This window comes from Bacillus timonensis (genome assembly GCF_004799755.1).
GTDB classification, from domain to species: Bacteria; Bacillota; Bacilli; order Bacillales; family Bacillaceae_L; genus Ferdinandcohnia; species Ferdinandcohnia timonensis_A.
In genome coordinates, this window is sequence record NZ_SLUB01000008.1 from 82,957 (window position 1) to 96,318 (window position 13,362).

The 13,362-nt window shown below is 38.0% G+C and carries 16 protein-coding genes; 13 read left to right on the forward strand and 3 right to left on the reverse strand.

Annotated elements, in window-relative coordinates:
• Nucleotides 1-44 precede the first annotated feature (44 nt).
• The 4 genes from E1I69_RS06910 to E1I69_RS06925 all read left to right on the forward strand — a co-directional run bounded on the left by E1I69_RS06910 (nt 45) and on the right by E1I69_RS06925 (nt 3,961).
• Nucleotides 45-2,240, forward strand: a complete 2,196-nt coding sequence (locus E1I69_RS06910; protein ID WP_161974850.1) for an amidohydrolase family protein — start codon at nt 45-47, stop codon at nt 2,238-2,240.
• A gap of 88 nt (nt 2,241-2,328) precedes the next feature.
• On the forward strand, nt 2,329-2,568 hold the full coding sequence (locus E1I69_RS06915; protein WP_136378870.1) for a hypothetical protein: 240 nt from the start codon (nt 2,329-2,331) through the stop codon (nt 2,566-2,568).
• 242 nt (nt 2,569-2,810) lie between these two features.
• A complete protein-coding gene (mutM, locus tag E1I69_RS06920) occupies nt 2,811-3,620 on the forward strand; it encodes a bifunctional DNA-formamidopyrimidine glycosylase/DNA-(apurinic or apyrimidinic site) lyase (RefSeq protein ID WP_136378871.1) in 810 nt (269 codons plus the stop codon).
• Between the two features lie 74 nt (nt 3,621-3,694).
• Complete coding sequence (locus E1I69_RS06925; RefSeq protein WP_136378872.1) at nt 3,695-3,961, forward strand: phosphocarrier protein HPr; 267 nt, start codon at nt 3,695-3,697, stop codon at nt 3,959-3,961.
• A gap of 44 nt (nt 3,962-4,005) precedes the next feature.
• On the opposite strand, the gene E1I69_RS06930 is transcribed toward E1I69_RS06925, so the two are convergent.
• Complete coding sequence (locus tag E1I69_RS06930; RefSeq protein ID WP_136378873.1) at nt 4,006-4,239, reverse strand: hypothetical protein; 234 nt, start codon at nt 4,237-4,239, stop codon at nt 4,006-4,008.
• A gap of 177 nt (nt 4,240-4,416) precedes the next feature.
• On the opposite strand from E1I69_RS06930, the gene E1I69_RS06935 reads away from it, so the two are divergent.
• From E1I69_RS06935 to E1I69_RS06950, 4 genes are all read left to right on the forward strand, one after another.
• Entirely contained in the window at nt 4,417-4,761 is a 345-nt protein-coding gene (locus E1I69_RS06935; RefSeq protein ID WP_136378874.1) for a YojF family protein, read from the forward strand.
• Nucleotides 4,762-4,804: 43 nt separating this feature from the next.
• On the forward strand, nt 4,805-5,470 hold the full coding sequence (gene bshB2, locus E1I69_RS06940) for a bacillithiol biosynthesis deacetylase BshB2 (protein ID WP_136378875.1): 666 nt from the start codon (nt 4,805-4,807) through the stop codon (nt 5,468-5,470).
• Nucleotides 5,471-5,517: 47 nt separating this feature from the next.
• Entirely contained in the window at nt 5,518-5,802 is a 285-nt protein-coding gene (locus E1I69_RS06945; protein WP_136378876.1) for a hypothetical protein, read from the forward strand.
• A gap of 134 nt (nt 5,803-5,936) precedes the next feature.
• On the forward strand, nt 5,937-6,128 hold the full coding sequence (locus E1I69_RS06950; RefSeq protein WP_136378877.1) for a hypothetical protein: 192 nt from the start codon (nt 5,937-5,939) through the stop codon (nt 6,126-6,128).
• Nucleotides 6,129-6,170: 42 nt separating this feature from the next.
• On the opposite strand, the gene E1I69_RS24365 is transcribed toward E1I69_RS06950, so the two are convergent.
• Entirely contained in the window at nt 6,171-6,335 is a 165-nt protein-coding gene (locus E1I69_RS24365) for a hypothetical protein (protein ID WP_154670399.1), read from the reverse strand.
• Nucleotides 6,336-6,389: 54 nt separating this feature from the next.
• Here E1I69_RS24365 and E1I69_RS06955 point away from each other — a divergent pair, with 54 nt between their 5' ends.
• Nucleotides 6,390-7,220: a deoxyribonuclease IV gene (locus E1I69_RS06955; protein WP_136378878.1), complete on the forward strand. Its 831-nt coding sequence runs from the start codon at nt 6,390-6,392 to the stop codon at nt 7,218-7,220.
• A gap of 66 nt (nt 7,221-7,286) precedes the next feature.
• On the opposite strand, the gene E1I69_RS06960 is transcribed toward E1I69_RS06955, so the two are convergent.
• On the reverse strand, nt 7,287-8,651 hold the full coding sequence (locus E1I69_RS06960) for an MATE family efflux transporter (RefSeq protein ID WP_136378879.1): 1,365 nt from the start codon (nt 8,649-8,651) through the stop codon (nt 7,287-7,289).
• 182 nt (nt 8,652-8,833) lie between these two features.
• Between E1I69_RS06960 and E1I69_RS06965 the strand changes: the two genes are divergently transcribed.
• From E1I69_RS06965 to E1I69_RS06975, 4 genes are all read left to right on the forward strand, one after another.
• Entirely contained in the window at nt 8,834-10,072 is a 1,239-nt protein-coding gene (locus E1I69_RS06965) for a DHH family phosphoesterase (protein WP_136378880.1), read from the forward strand.
• 104 nt (nt 10,073-10,176) lie between these two features.
• Entirely contained in the window at nt 10,177-10,263 is an 87-nt protein-coding gene (locus tag E1I69_RS25430) for a putative holin-like toxin (protein WP_223254366.1), read from the forward strand.
• Between the two features lie 265 nt (nt 10,264-10,528).
• Nucleotides 10,529-11,413 carry an ATP-binding protein gene (locus tag E1I69_RS06970; protein WP_136378881.1) on the forward strand — a complete coding sequence of 295 codons (885 nt, stop codon included), beginning with the start codon at nt 10,529-10,531 and terminating at the stop codon, nt 11,411-11,413.
• A 10-nt stretch (nt 11,414-11,423) separates the two neighbouring features.
• A complete protein-coding gene (locus tag E1I69_RS06975; RefSeq protein WP_136378882.1) occupies nt 11,424-13,340 on the forward strand; it encodes a vWA domain-containing protein in 1,917 nt (638 codons plus the stop codon).
• Nucleotides 13,341-13,362 lie beyond the last annotated feature (22 nt).

The following is a 13,362-nucleotide window of genomic DNA, read 5'->3' on the forward strand; positions in this document are numbered from 1 at the left end:
TTCGAGTTTCGAGATTTTTTCCTCTTTTATTAAGGTGATGAATGATGAGAAATCGTATTATTAAATATGGCGTAATGCTTGCAATTGTCCTTTTTGTCGTCTTTTTCGGATCAAAAATCTTTTCTCCTTCCGAGTCTTATACGGATACCGACGAGGCCGTTAAGAGTCAATTAATTGTAAACGGCTTCAAAATCGATGGGATTACGTTTTATGGAAATCAGGTACTCGCCATACTTGAAGAAAAGGGTGAGAAAAAACTTTATATTGGAGACCGCAATCAATCCTTCATTGAAAATGTGAAACCATGGGAAGATTATCAATTGCCAAACAAGGCAGACAAAACCTACCAAGGGGTTGAAGTAAATCCTGATTCCCACCTGATGTATTTGTATGGGAAAAAGGAAGATGGCAGTAATTTCATGGAAATCATTAATATTGCGACAAAGGAAACGGTTTCTGAAATTCCATTTGAGAATTCAGCAAAAATCAGCAATATTAAATTTAAAAATGGATACATGGAAGGAATGCTGTACGCCAAAACAAATCCAGAAAAACAACATGCAGATATCATTTTTAATACGCCAGAATTTAATTCTCATATGGATTTGCTTACCGTAAAACTGCCATCGAAAAAAGCGACACTTGATTGGGTTGATGCCAATCCTGAGCTTGAACAAATTGTTTACACCATTAAGGATCAAGGGAAGGTTTCAGCATATGTTCATGACCTCACAACGAATCAAACGACACAAATAAAAAAAGTAAATGGCGATAAGTTTTTATTCGATGGTGAACAACTTATTGGGTTTAAGTCAAAGAAGGACAAGCTTGCGATCAAAGTTTACGAATATAAGCATTCAGATTCTGCTGAAGAGCAGCAACAATCTGAAGCATATGATATCGTCATAAAAAATGGAATTGTCCTTGATCCAGACAAAGAGACTCTTAAAATTGGCTATCATGTTGGTATTAAGGATGACAAAATAGTGACTGTCACAAAAGCACCGATTCAAGGGGAGACCGAAATCGATGCGTATCAAAAAATCGTAAGCCCTGGTTTTATTGATATGCTCTCGTTTAATCCAAGTCCGATGGGTGCGAAATATAAAATTGGTGACGGGGTCACTACAAACTTATCGATGCATGGATGCACCGTTGATTTTGATGGTTTTTTTAATCAATACAGCCAATACCCCACATCTGTAAACTATGGCGGTGCGTTGTATGCGGTCAGATTGCGTTATGAAGCGGGTCTCGGCAATCACGGTACGCCTACAAAAGAACAAATTGACTATATGGTAAAACGTGCCCGTGAGGAAATAAAAAAGGGAGCGCTCGCTGTTGCGTTTAGTCCTGAATATTATCCTGGCACTTCTCCGGAAGAAATCAAGGCTATCATGAAAGTTGCTAAGGAATATGGGCTTGTTACTCATTTTCACGGCAGACATTCAAGTCTAACAGGAGAGCATACAAGTATTGATTCGGTAAAAGAAGTTCTCGGGTATGCAAGGGAGTTGGATGCACCTGTCCATTTCATGCATCTTCATAGTACAGGTGGAACAGGTGCAATGGAAGAGGCCATTAAGCTAATTGAAGAAGCACGGTCAGAAGGGTATCAAGTCACTTTCGATGTGTACCCCTACGATTCTTGGGCAACTAATATTTCATTTGAACGTATGGCTGGAGACTGGCAATCACGTTTTGGTATTACTTATTCTGATATTCAGGTTGCTGGAACAACCGAGCGGCTTACGGCTGAAACATTTCCAATTTATCGTAAAAAAGGCGGAATCGTAATTGTCTATGCGATGGAAGAAAAAGAGCTCATTCAAGCACTTCAGGTGGAGCATAGTATGATTGGCAGTGATGCGATAATGGATAATGAGTTTAACCATCCAAGAGGAGCGGGAACTTTTTCTAGATTTATTGGTCGTTATATCCGTGACCTTGATGTTGTTCCACTCATGGAAGGGATGAAAAAAGTGACGATTCATTCCGCAAGACAACTGGAGGATGTTGCTCCAGCGATGGCAACAAGAGGAAGACTTCATGTAGGTGCAACAGCTGATATAACGGTTTTTGATTACCATGAAATCATGGATACAGCAACAGCTGAAAAACCAGCTTCTTTATCAAAGGGCATTGACTACGTCATCGTATCTGGACAAATCGCTAAAGATGACACCGGGGTCCTAACAAACGTTAAAAATGGACAACCAATTATTGGCGTTTTTGAATAAGTTTCTATGGTGGGCAGACGCTTTTTAACTAATATTTACAGCCTTATTCTCCTCTAAAACGCAAATACTTCTAATGAGGTGATTTATCATGAATCATGAGAAGGATTATGATCGCGATCATGACCGTGAGGATGCGCTCACTGACATAGCTTTAAAGGAGATTTTGGAAACTGCCTACACGGCAGAAACTGAATTGATGAGACGCTATTTGATTACCTCTGAACGTATTTCGGACGATCATGAGCTTAAAGAAAGACTCGCCAATTTCGCCGAAGGAAATGCCAAACGAACAAAACAGCTTCAAAATGAAATAGAAAAATTACACTAAATAGCTAGCCACGGAGGGTCTACCTTCCGTGGCTTTTTTATACTGCATTCTTTTAAAATCAAACTACACTATTTTTAACGGCATTGCTGTCACTGGCATCCGAGTCGAAAAAGCAGCACCTGGGACGTTCGTTAAAGAAAAGTCTCCATTTTGCTCCCCTCGAAAATTTTGAAAACAGTTGAAGAAAATTCATACATGAAACCTTTGAAATAGCTTAAGCTAATTGAAAAGGTGGTGCCATCATGCCAGAGTTACCGGAAATGGAAACGTATAAAAACCTCCTCCAACTAAAAGTAGCAGGACATACAATTAAAGACGTTGAGGTAAATCGTGAAAAATCGATCAACAGCTCGGTTGCCGATTTCAAAAACGAACTGATTGGTAATCAGATCACCCAAATTCATCGCAGGGGAAAACATCTTATTTTTAACCTCGCAAGCGGTAAAACACTGCTCCTCCACCTTATGTTGGGTGGCTTAATGTACATTGAAACAGGTGACGAAACTATTTCAAGAACAAAGCAAGTAATTCTTAGCTTTGCCTCACACAGGCTTACATTTATTGGTTTACGATTAGGGTATTTACATCTTTTAAGGTCAAAGGAAGTAGAAGAAGAATTTGCAGACCTAGGTCCGGAGCCGCTTGCGCCAAGTTTTACAGTCCAGACTTTTCAACAATTAACCGAAACTAAAAAGGGAAAACTAAAATCAACACTGGTTGATCAACAATTTATCGCTGGAATTGGAAACCGGTATTCTGATGAAATTTGTTTTGCTGCAGGACTATTACCGACCCGAAAACTAGATTCACTAGACAATTCCCAGCTTCTTCAGCTTCATTCATCTATTCAATCTGTTTTACAGGAGGGAATTCGCTATGGTGGATACATCGATTTGCCTCTTTTTAAAGGAGATCAACTTTCAGGCGGTTTTGAAGAGAAATTTAAAGTGCATGATCGAGAAGGGGAGCCATGTATTCGCTGTGGTTCGATGATTGTGAAGAAAGATGTGTCATCTCGTAAAACTTTTTTTTGTGCAAATTGCCAAATCTAAAAATTATACTTGATTATCAAGGTGATTAATGGCTATTCTATAGGAGAATGAATATTAGAAAGAGGGTTAAAAATATGGCAGAAAAAACGTTTACTATTACAAGTGATGCTGGCTTACACGCTAGACCGGCTACAAAGCTCGTACATAAAGCAAGTCAATATCAATCAGAAATTACACTTACCTTTAACGGAAAATCAGTTAATCTTAAATCCATTATGGGTGTAATGTCTTTAGGTGTACCAAAAGGTTCACAAATTGTGGTACAAGCTGAAGGAAATGATGCAGATGCTGCCTTAGAAGGAATTGAATCTGTATTAAAAGAAGAAAATTTAGGTGAATAATCTAAAGTAGAAAAACAACCATCTGTCTGGATGGTTGTTTTCTATTATGCTGTTTCTTCGTCCTCATTCTTAGTTAATACCAATGCCCCATGACGGATTAAGTATTGAAAATGAGAGATCGGAAAGACACCTTTTTGCTTTGATTCGAGCTCTATTCGTACAGATGATGGATTTATTTCAACAACTCTTAACGTTTTTGCTTCGCATAAGTTCGGAATGAATTTTGATGTTATGCCAAATTCCATATTATTAACAAGTTCTAAGTTTTCTCTTGCCAAATTGTTCACCACCTTCTCCATATAGGTAATATAACCAATAAAAAGAAAATCATACCAGATATACTATGATTTGCAACTAATTTCATTTTTTAATTCGCATTATTGGAATTTTATTGATATTAAAGGTAATATTTAAATAGGATTAATTCATTTATTTAGAGTTTGGAGGATTCACATTTGAAACCGATTAAGAAAGAAGACGTACAGGAATTAATTAACCGTTTTGCCAATCAAAACGTTTATATTCACCTTGAAACGACAAACGGTGCATATGCTGTTCATTCAGGTGCCCGAAAAACATCGGCAGGTGCATTTATTCGAAATGCCCTGGTTACGTATACAGAAGGAAAAATCGTCGGTAATGACCCATACCGTGTAGGTCTTAAAATGGACTTGGGATGGATTTATGCAGAAGGTCTTACAGATTGGGAATTTGACGAGAAGGATCGATTATTACTTGCTGGACATGATGAAGAAGGTAAGCTGGCTGTCGCGCTTCAAATCAGCACAACCCCATTCTAGGGTAACTTTTAAAAAGGCATATTTTGAATAAAGGAGTAGTAAAATGGAACGACATATTTTAATCGTACTACCTCATCCAGATGATGAAGCATTTGGAGTTTCAGGTTTTATTAGCTTAAACACACAAAAAGGGGTTCCCGTAACATATGCTTGCTTAACATTAGGGGAGATGGGCAGAAATCTTGGAAATCCGTTTTTTGCAACGAGAGAGACCTTACCTGAGATCCGTAAGAAAGAGCTTAAAGAAGCTTGTAAGGCATGTGGAATTACAGATCTTCGCATGCTAGGCTATCGTGATAAAACATTAGAATTCTTAGATCCTGAAGAAATTGCAGATACCATTGAAGGAGTCATCAAGGAAGTAAACCCATCACTTGTTATTACATTTTATCCAGGACACGGTGTTCACCCTGACCATGATGCGACAGGTGAAGCTACCATTCGGGCCGTGAAGCGAATTCCGAAAGAAAACAGACCAAAGGTATATTGCAAAGCCATCACTCACGACCGTGTTGAAAAGATTGGTGAGCATGATGTCGAATTCGATGTTAGTGAAGTATTAGACAAGAAAATTGCAACATTAAAAGCGCATCGTTCCCAAACAGAGGGACTTATGGGCAATTTACTTCAGAAAATCGATAACAAAGAAGATGAAGTGTTGGATTGGCTTCGGACTGAAGTATATTGGACCTATAAATTCGATGAGTAGGGACTAGGAGCTTTGTGCTATTAGACATTAAAGGAGCTCTTAAAATCATGGAGAATGTTTCGGTTGATTATGATCGACTTTTAAAAGCATACCAATCACTATGGATGAATAGAAGGCTGTGGCAAAAGGACCTGAGCAGTGAGGATATCCTTCGGGCAACCATTCAGAGGGACTTACATGATGAGTTAACCCATCCAAGGTTACGAAAAACCCCGTATGAAAAATTTTTCATGGCAAGTAAACGAATTTTTGAATCTAGCTTACCAATCGAAGATAAACTTCACATCCAGCGTGTGTATCTCGAAGAAATGGAAAATGTGAAGAAAATGTAAACAAAACAAGAAAAAATTTACAAATAGTACAAAAAGCAGTTGTACAACTCTTGGGTTTCCTTTATAATCTGTGCATATACAAGCATGGCTCGTCAAAATATCTCAGTATATCGAGTAATGAAAGGGGTATTTTTATGGAGATGAACATGTATATGGAAATTTCATTGATCTTATTTTTGATCTTTGCATTTTCCTTCGCACATTCGATTTTTAAAGGAACTCACAGAAGAGTAGCCAAAATCATTAGTGCAACGGTTATCAGTTTATGTTCATTTGTAATTATTTGGAGAACAGCAAGTCTATTAACATATTTTCATTCATTTTAAAATGATGACCAACCAAAAGAGCGAATGGAATTTCGCTCTTTTTTATTGCTCTTCTCCCAAAATTGAACTAATTTTTTCAGGTGAAACAATATATAATCCCATTTCTTCCTCTAATTCCTCAATTGATTTATCAACGACCGTCTCTTCTTTTGATGGAAAGTTTTCCAAAATAATCACCTCGACAGCTAGTATGCCCATTCTTTGCATAGTTCCTTCTTTTATAGAAAAACTAAATGTATATGTTATATAGGAGACGAAACCATGAGATTTGGAAGTCATATTAGTATCCGCGATGGGTATTTAGGTGCCGCTCGTCATGCCGCAAAAATTGGGGCGAAGGCGTTTCAATACTTTCCGAAAAACCCACGAAGTCTGTCTGTAAAAGAATTTGATCGCCATGATGCAAACGAATGTGCGAGTTATTGTAAAGCCCACGATTTACGTACAATCGCTCACACTCCATATCCTACAAATTTAGTAGCTGATAAGGATCAAATAGGGATTGTGATGGATTCTTTATTAAATGATTTAGAGATTGCCAATGAATGCGGTTCAATTGGCGTTGTAGTTCACTTTGGTGTATTAAAAAATGCACCCAATCCTCTTGAAGGCTATCAACGGATGATCGAAACTCTAAATGAAGTTTTATCGAGATGGGATGGTGAAACTCTTATCTTATTAGAAAATAATGCTGGAAAAAGTGGACCCACTGGGACAATGCTAGAGGAGCTTGTGCAAGTTAGACAACTGACAGATTTTCCAGAAAGAATCGGTTTTTGCTTAGATACGTGCCATTTATACGCTAGCGGAGTTTGGGATGGAGATAATTGGCGTGAGGTCGAGACAAAAGGGACGGAGCTTGGCTATTTTGAACATCTTAAAGCTGTACATCTAAATAATTCCGTATATCCGACAAGGTCGATGAAGGACCGACATGCTACTATTCCGAATGGGGAAATAAAAGTGGAGCAAATCAAGGAATTTTTGTCGAGCTCAGTGTTTGGCGGTATTCCATTTGTACTTGAAACACCTCATGAAAGCCATTTTTCGCATAAGGATGAGATCGAGTTTTTGAACGAGTTAATGAAATAGTTGCACACGACTGTAGACGAATAGCTAAATCAAAAAACCAGCCTTTCTAAAAGGCTGGTTTTCTCTTTATTCCTCATTAAAATCGATTCGAGCTGCTTTCTGCTGAACAATCAGCAAGCGTCCTGATAACGTAATAGCACCAGCGGCAAGACCGACAATCAAACCTATCCAATATCCAAACGCACCAAGGGTGGTATACTTAGCCAACACATACCCGACTGGCAATCCAATAACCCCATAAGAGATGAGTGTCATCACAAAAGTTGTGTTCACATCTTTGTACCCACGAAGTGCTCCTTGTATCGGAGCCGCAATCGCATCTGAAAGTTGGAAGAAGATTGCATAAATCAAAAATTGGGTTGTTAATGTAATAACAGCTTCATTTGTTGAGTACATTTTTGCAATCGGCTCTTGAAATACAAAAATAATCAGTGCACAGACGATTGCCATCAATATAGCAATACAAATGCCTAAAATGCTATATTGTTTTGCATCCTTAAACCGTTTTGCACCAACCTCAAAACCAACAACAATGGTTAAAGCCATTGAAATACTTAACGGAATCATGTAAAGCAAACTCGCAAAATTGATAGCGACCTGGTGTGCCGCAATCGTGATTGTATTAAATTCACTCATAAGCAACGTTACAGCTGAGAAAATACTCGTTTCGAAAAAGATCGCGAATCCAATCGGTAACCCAAGCTTTAATATTTCAGCCCAACTTGGAAGTGATACAGCATAAAGTTTGCGAAATACACGATACTCGACAAACGGCGGTCGAGTTAAAATAATCCAAACAGCTATGATGACAATCAGCCAGTACGTGATCGCAGTTGCATAACCAGCACCTGCACCGCCTAACTCAGGAAAGCCAAATTTTCCAAAAATCAACAAATAATTAAACAGCACATTAATCGGTAATGAAGATAGAGTGATAATCATCGTTACACGCGTGTGACCTAGTGCATCAATAAAGGATCTCAACACGGAATACACGAAAAGTGGAACGATCCCGAATGACAGCCCGATTATATATTCTTTTGCGATATCACGAACCTCGGATTCAAGCTTCATGAGATCTAAAATCGGATCTAACACAAAAGAGCCAACAACAGCTACAACTAGTGCAATAACGATTGAGATATAAACACCCTGCATCACCGAATAAGGCACTTTCTCCCTTTGTTTGGCACCAACATAGTGCGCTATTATGGGGGTGATAGCAACTAAAATTCCTGACAATCCAGTATAGACTGGCACCCAAAGACTTGATCCAATCGCTACACCGGCAAGGTCATTTGCCCCAGCGCGTCCTGACATCATTGTATCGACAAAATTAATGAGATTAAGACCTACCTGTGTAATAAGGATTGGAAAGAGGATATGCAAAAATAATTTATTTTTTTCTTTTAGATTAAATGTTTGGTTCATTACGTATTCTTCTGCCTTCCATATTGATTAATGGATTATATCACAAAAATGACATGATTGAAGAGAAAATTTATTCTTACCAACATACAAGACTCGTTCTTTTCCCTTTTTTAGTGTAAAGTAGTAAACAGGTATGAAAATAACCTTTGTAATCGAAACTAAGAGTGAAGGGGGAATCCAACTTGATAAAGTTATTTTCAGATAGTGATTTAGATGGAGTAGGATGTGGACTTGTTGCCAAGCTAGCATTTGGTGATGAAGTTGATGTCTCCTATTGCTCTTACCGAAACTTAAACGAACGTGTGGAAAAATATATTCAAAATCCTGAACACAATCAAGCAAAAGTTTACATAACTGATCTTGCTGTCAATGACAAAAATGAAAAGGCATTGGAGAAACGTCATAAAGCAGGGCACTACATACAGATGGTGGATCATCATAAAACGGCAATGCATTTTAATAAGTATGACTGGGGATTTGTCCTTGCTGAATATGAATCAGGCAAGAAAACATGTGCAACCTCACTTTACTATGAATTTCTTCTTGAAAAAAATCTCATTCAAGAACATAAAGGATTAGAAGAATTTATCGAGCTTGTAAGACTCTATGACACATGGGAATGGGAATCTGAAAATCGAGTGGAAGCAAAGCGACTTAATGATTTATTTTTTATCATAGGAATTGAAGAATTCGAAGGGAAAATGCTTGAAAGACTTCAAAACAATCAAGATTCCTTTCAGTTAACAGAGGCTGAGGAGTTCCTATTAGATACTGAAGATAAGAAAATTGAACGCTATATCCATTCAAAAAACAGACAGATCGTTCAGACGTTTATTGAGGAGTATTGTGTGGGAGTGGTTCATGCTGAGCAATATATTTCTGAACTTGGTAATGCACTTGGCAAACTAAATCCACATTTAGATTTGATTGCTCTCTTAAATGTTGGAACGAAAAAGATTGGACTTCGTACCATCCACGATGATGTCGATGTATCAGAATTTGCAAAGCGTTATGGTGGAGGGGGACATCCAAAAGCATCTGGCTGTTCACTTGGTGACACGGCATTTGAGCTGTTTGTAAAAAATACGTTTCCATTGTATGCAATACGCCATGATGCCCCTGAAAACGAACTGAATGTCAAAGGGAACGAACATGGGACTCTTCTTGTGAATCGAAAAGGAGAAAAATCGTTTATCTTCAAAAAAGAGGACCATTGGGTGGTACATCATGAGAAGAAAACACTTGATGTAAAGTTTTTATCATTTGAAGAAGCTGAGCGGTTTATAAAACGGCAATTTGCAAGTGGTTTAGCGTTTGATAATGAACTTCTTTCTTACATAGGAGAGCATTTGAATAAGAAAGAAGATGCAATCAAAGCAAACCTCGAAGGTGCTCTAGTGAGTATAAAGAACCAATTTTAAATGAAACGTGTGTTCGCATGGTAAAATGTGCTATAATAAAATGGCAATAGATTGTCCATAAGGGTGGTCGGCTAAGCTCCCAAGTGAAAGGGGGTGATGCCTATATGACGATTTATGAGAGCCTTGTGATTATGCTTTCGTTTGCGTCTCTTGTTGTTGCGATTCTATCTTTTGACAACAATAAAAAATAGACCTCCCTTTTTCCGCTAAAAATCGGGTGAGGTCTATTTTATCTTAGGCTGATCCTCTTAGTGGGACCATTCTATTGCTAGACCGTAGATGCTCCCAACATCTGCGGTCTATTTGTATTTTACGAGTATTTATCATTATAATACCATACCTTCAGCGAAAATGTCACAAATACTTGAATTTCAAGGTGAATTCATTGCCCTTACGTCTAAACTTCGATAAAATACATCAGGGTATAAAGATATGTATGAGAGGATTTGATACTTCATGACAATTCAACTAGAGGATTTGACGTTACCGACAAATATACAAACTGAAATTTTAAATAGAAAGAAATATGCTTCCGGTGATGAGCTTTTAATTGGTAAAGGGGGGTATACTCCATCAGATATCAATATTATTCGTGATGCCATTATTGCCTTAAGCATTGGCAAAAATGTGCTTTTAAAAGGACCTACCGGTTCCGGAAAAACAAAACTTGCCGAAACCATTTCTCATTTGTTTCAGCAACCAATGTATAGCATCAACTGCTCTGTTGATCTAGATGCAGAAGCATTACTTGGCTATAAAACCATTCAAGAGCACGATGGAAAAATGAAAATTGAATTTGTTGCGGGACCTGTTATCAATGCAATGAAAAAAGGATATCTCCTTTACATCGATGAAATCAATATGGCAAAGCCAGAAACCTTGCCGATTTTAAACGGAGTGCTTGATTATCGAAAAATGATTACCAATCCGTTTACGGCTGAAGTCGTTCGCGCCGAAAATGGCTTTGGTGTCGTTGCTGCAATTAATGAGGGCTATGTTGGAACGGTTCCATTGAACGAAGCGTTGAAAAACCGCTTTGTGGTCATTGACGTTCCTTATATTCAAGGAGAAACGCTTAAGGAAGTACTTCAAACACAAACTGCCTTACAGGATGAACAATTAATCAATCGATTTGTTTCCTTATCTTCTGATTTAATCACCCAGGTTCGTGGAGGTATGCTGTCGGAAGAGGCTGCATCCATTCGTGCATTGATTGATACGTGTGATTTAGCGATGTATATGCCACCGCTGCGTGCCATTGAACGTGGTATTATTGAAAAACTGGAAGATGATCGAGAGAAAGCAGCGGTTAAAAATATAGCAGAAACTCTGTTTGAGTGAGGTTTTACCAATGAGATTTATTCAATTTAATGATAAAAAGGTGGACTCCTTTTTGTTCATGGAATTATCCGACCTTGCCAAAACAATCTCGAAAAATCCTGAACTTGAAGTCGAGTTAGGTTATAAATCATACCTCGATCCGATTCAACAAAAAGTCATCATTAGTCATTTTTGGGACAACCGCCCAACTAGCGACAAACGTAATGGTTTATTAAGTGATGTCTTTATCCGAAGTATTGGAAGCATGAAGTACACGGATTTTAAGGAAACGAATCAGTATCTTAAATACTGTAAAAAGAGTGAACTTCCAAGCTTTGCAAAACAGCTGTTCATGCTTTTTGAAGATTTTCGATTAGAAGAACTTTGTATAAAAGAACGGCCCGGAACAAGGAAGTCTTTTACTGAAAGACGACGAATTTATCGAAAGTATTATGAGGATCAGCTCCATGTGAATATGGTCAAGAGTGTTCCGACGGATGCGCTGTTTAATGCACTATTTATACTCTTAACAGCAGAATCTCCACTTGAGGAGATTCCGTCCATTCAAGATAAAATTGACCTTGCCATGCCATTTCTGCGAAGTCAAGTTGCAAAAGTCTTTGATGCTAAATCTACAAGAGACATCATAAAAAGTTGTAAAGAAATAATCGATGTGTTAGAGGATGTCCTTGATGAAGATATGTTAAACACTTATTTTCATTTACCTGAGCTAGATTATGACATTCTTGAGGACAGACTAAGAATTGATGATTTAAAACGCAAGGATAAATTGAAAAACAATGATGTGCTCGATGATGTGAAAAAAGGCGATGAGGATATCCATGAGGAGAAGTTCGAAACCTGGCATCGCGAAACAAGCACACCAACAAAAAGCTTTTTACAATTTGATTTGGAACAAGGGTCTAGAACGAATCTGATGGGTGAAGGGGCGAGAGAAGGCGAAGCGGGTGACCAAGCGCTAGGGATTGCCCAAGGCTCATCTCGTCGAAGCAAAAATAGCGATTACTCCAAACTCGAAGCAATGGAATTGGTCCATTCCGAGAAAGAGGGTTCCCAGGAATCCGAATTTGGGAAAGAAAATCGATTTGCCTATCCAGTCTTCAAAAAAGCACGAAAGCCAGTAGATGATGAGATTATTCAATACGAAAAAAACAAAACGATCATTGCTCCGTATCAGAAGAAGCTTAAACAAATGATTTTAAAAACATTGGAACATAAAAAGAATCTGCCAAGAGGGGATTTACATTTTGGCCGATTAAATAAAAAGCTTATTCGTATTTTTACGGACGATAATCCAAGATTATTTTATAAAAAAGAACAGCCATCACATCAAATTGATGCAGCATTTTCGTTATTAGTCGATTGCTCCGCTTCGATGTACGATAAAATGGATCAAACGAAGCTTGGGATTACATTGTTTCATGAAGCTTTAAAATCAGTTCAGGTTCCTCATGATGTAACAGGTTTCTGGGAGGATACCAATGATGCAGATAGTACGAAGCAACCGAATTACATGCAAACCGTGATTGATTTTGATTCTAGTCTGAAGCGCAGCTATGGCACGGAAATCATGCAACTTGAGCCAGAGGAAGACAATCGTGACGGTTTTTCCATTCGTTTACAAACAAGGAAGCTATTACAGCGTAGTGAAAAACAAAAATTCTTACTTGTTTTTTCTGACGGTGAGCCTGCAGCATTTGATTATGAGCAAAATGGAATTATTGATACACATGAAGCTGTGCTAAAAGCAAGGAAACATGGCATTGAAGTTATTAATGTTTTCTTATCAAATGGAGAGATTGATGAAGGCCAGATTACAACCATTCAAAACATTTACGGAAAGTACAGCATTTTAGTCCCTAACATTGATCAACTGCCAGATGTGCTGTTTCCTTTATTAAAAAAACTATTATATAAGAGTATCTAATTATGAAAGGGAGCAAAGCTAT

Coding starts and splice junctions, on each gene's coding strand:
- E1I69_RS06910 (WP_161974850.1), top strand. CDS start 45: ATGAGAAATCGTATTATTAAATATGGCGTAATGCTTGCAATTGTCCTT.
- E1I69_RS06915 (WP_136378870.1), top strand. CDS start 2,329: ATGAATCATGAGAAGGATTATGATCGCGATCATGACCGTGAGGATGCG.
- mutM (WP_136378871.1), top strand. CDS start 2,811: ATGCCAGAGTTACCGGAAATGGAAACGTATAAAAACCTCCTCCAACTA.
- E1I69_RS06925 (WP_136378872.1), top strand. CDS start 3,695: ATGGCAGAAAAAACGTTTACTATTACAAGTGATGCTGGCTTACACGCT.
- bshB2 (WP_136378875.1), top strand. CDS start 4,805: ATGGAACGACATATTTTAATCGTACTACCTCATCCAGATGATGAAGCA.
- E1I69_RS06945 (WP_136378876.1), top strand. CDS start 5,518: ATGGAGAATGTTTCGGTTGATTATGATCGACTTTTAAAAGCATACCAA.
- E1I69_RS06950 (WP_136378877.1), top strand. CDS start 5,937: ATGGAGATGAACATGTATATGGAAATTTCATTGATCTTATTTTTGATC.
- E1I69_RS24365 (WP_154670399.1), bottom strand. CDS start 6,335: ATGCAAAGAATGGGCATACTAGCTGTCGAGGTGATTATTTTGGAAAAC.
- E1I69_RS06955 (WP_136378878.1), top strand. CDS start 6,390: ATGAGATTTGGAAGTCATATTAGTATCCGCGATGGGTATTTAGGTGCC.
- E1I69_RS06960 (WP_136378879.1), bottom strand. CDS start 8,651: ATGAACCAAACATTTAATCTAAAAGAAAAAAATAAATTATTTTTGCAT.
- E1I69_RS25430 (WP_223254366.1), top strand. CDS start 10,177: ATGACGATTTATGAGAGCCTTGTGATTATGCTTTCGTTTGCGTCTCTT.
- E1I69_RS06970 (WP_136378881.1), top strand. CDS start 10,529: ATGACAATTCAACTAGAGGATTTGACGTTACCGACAAATATACAAACT.
- E1I69_RS06975 (WP_136378882.1), top strand. CDS start 11,424: ATGAGATTTATTCAATTTAATGATAAAAAGGTGGACTCCTTTTTGTTC.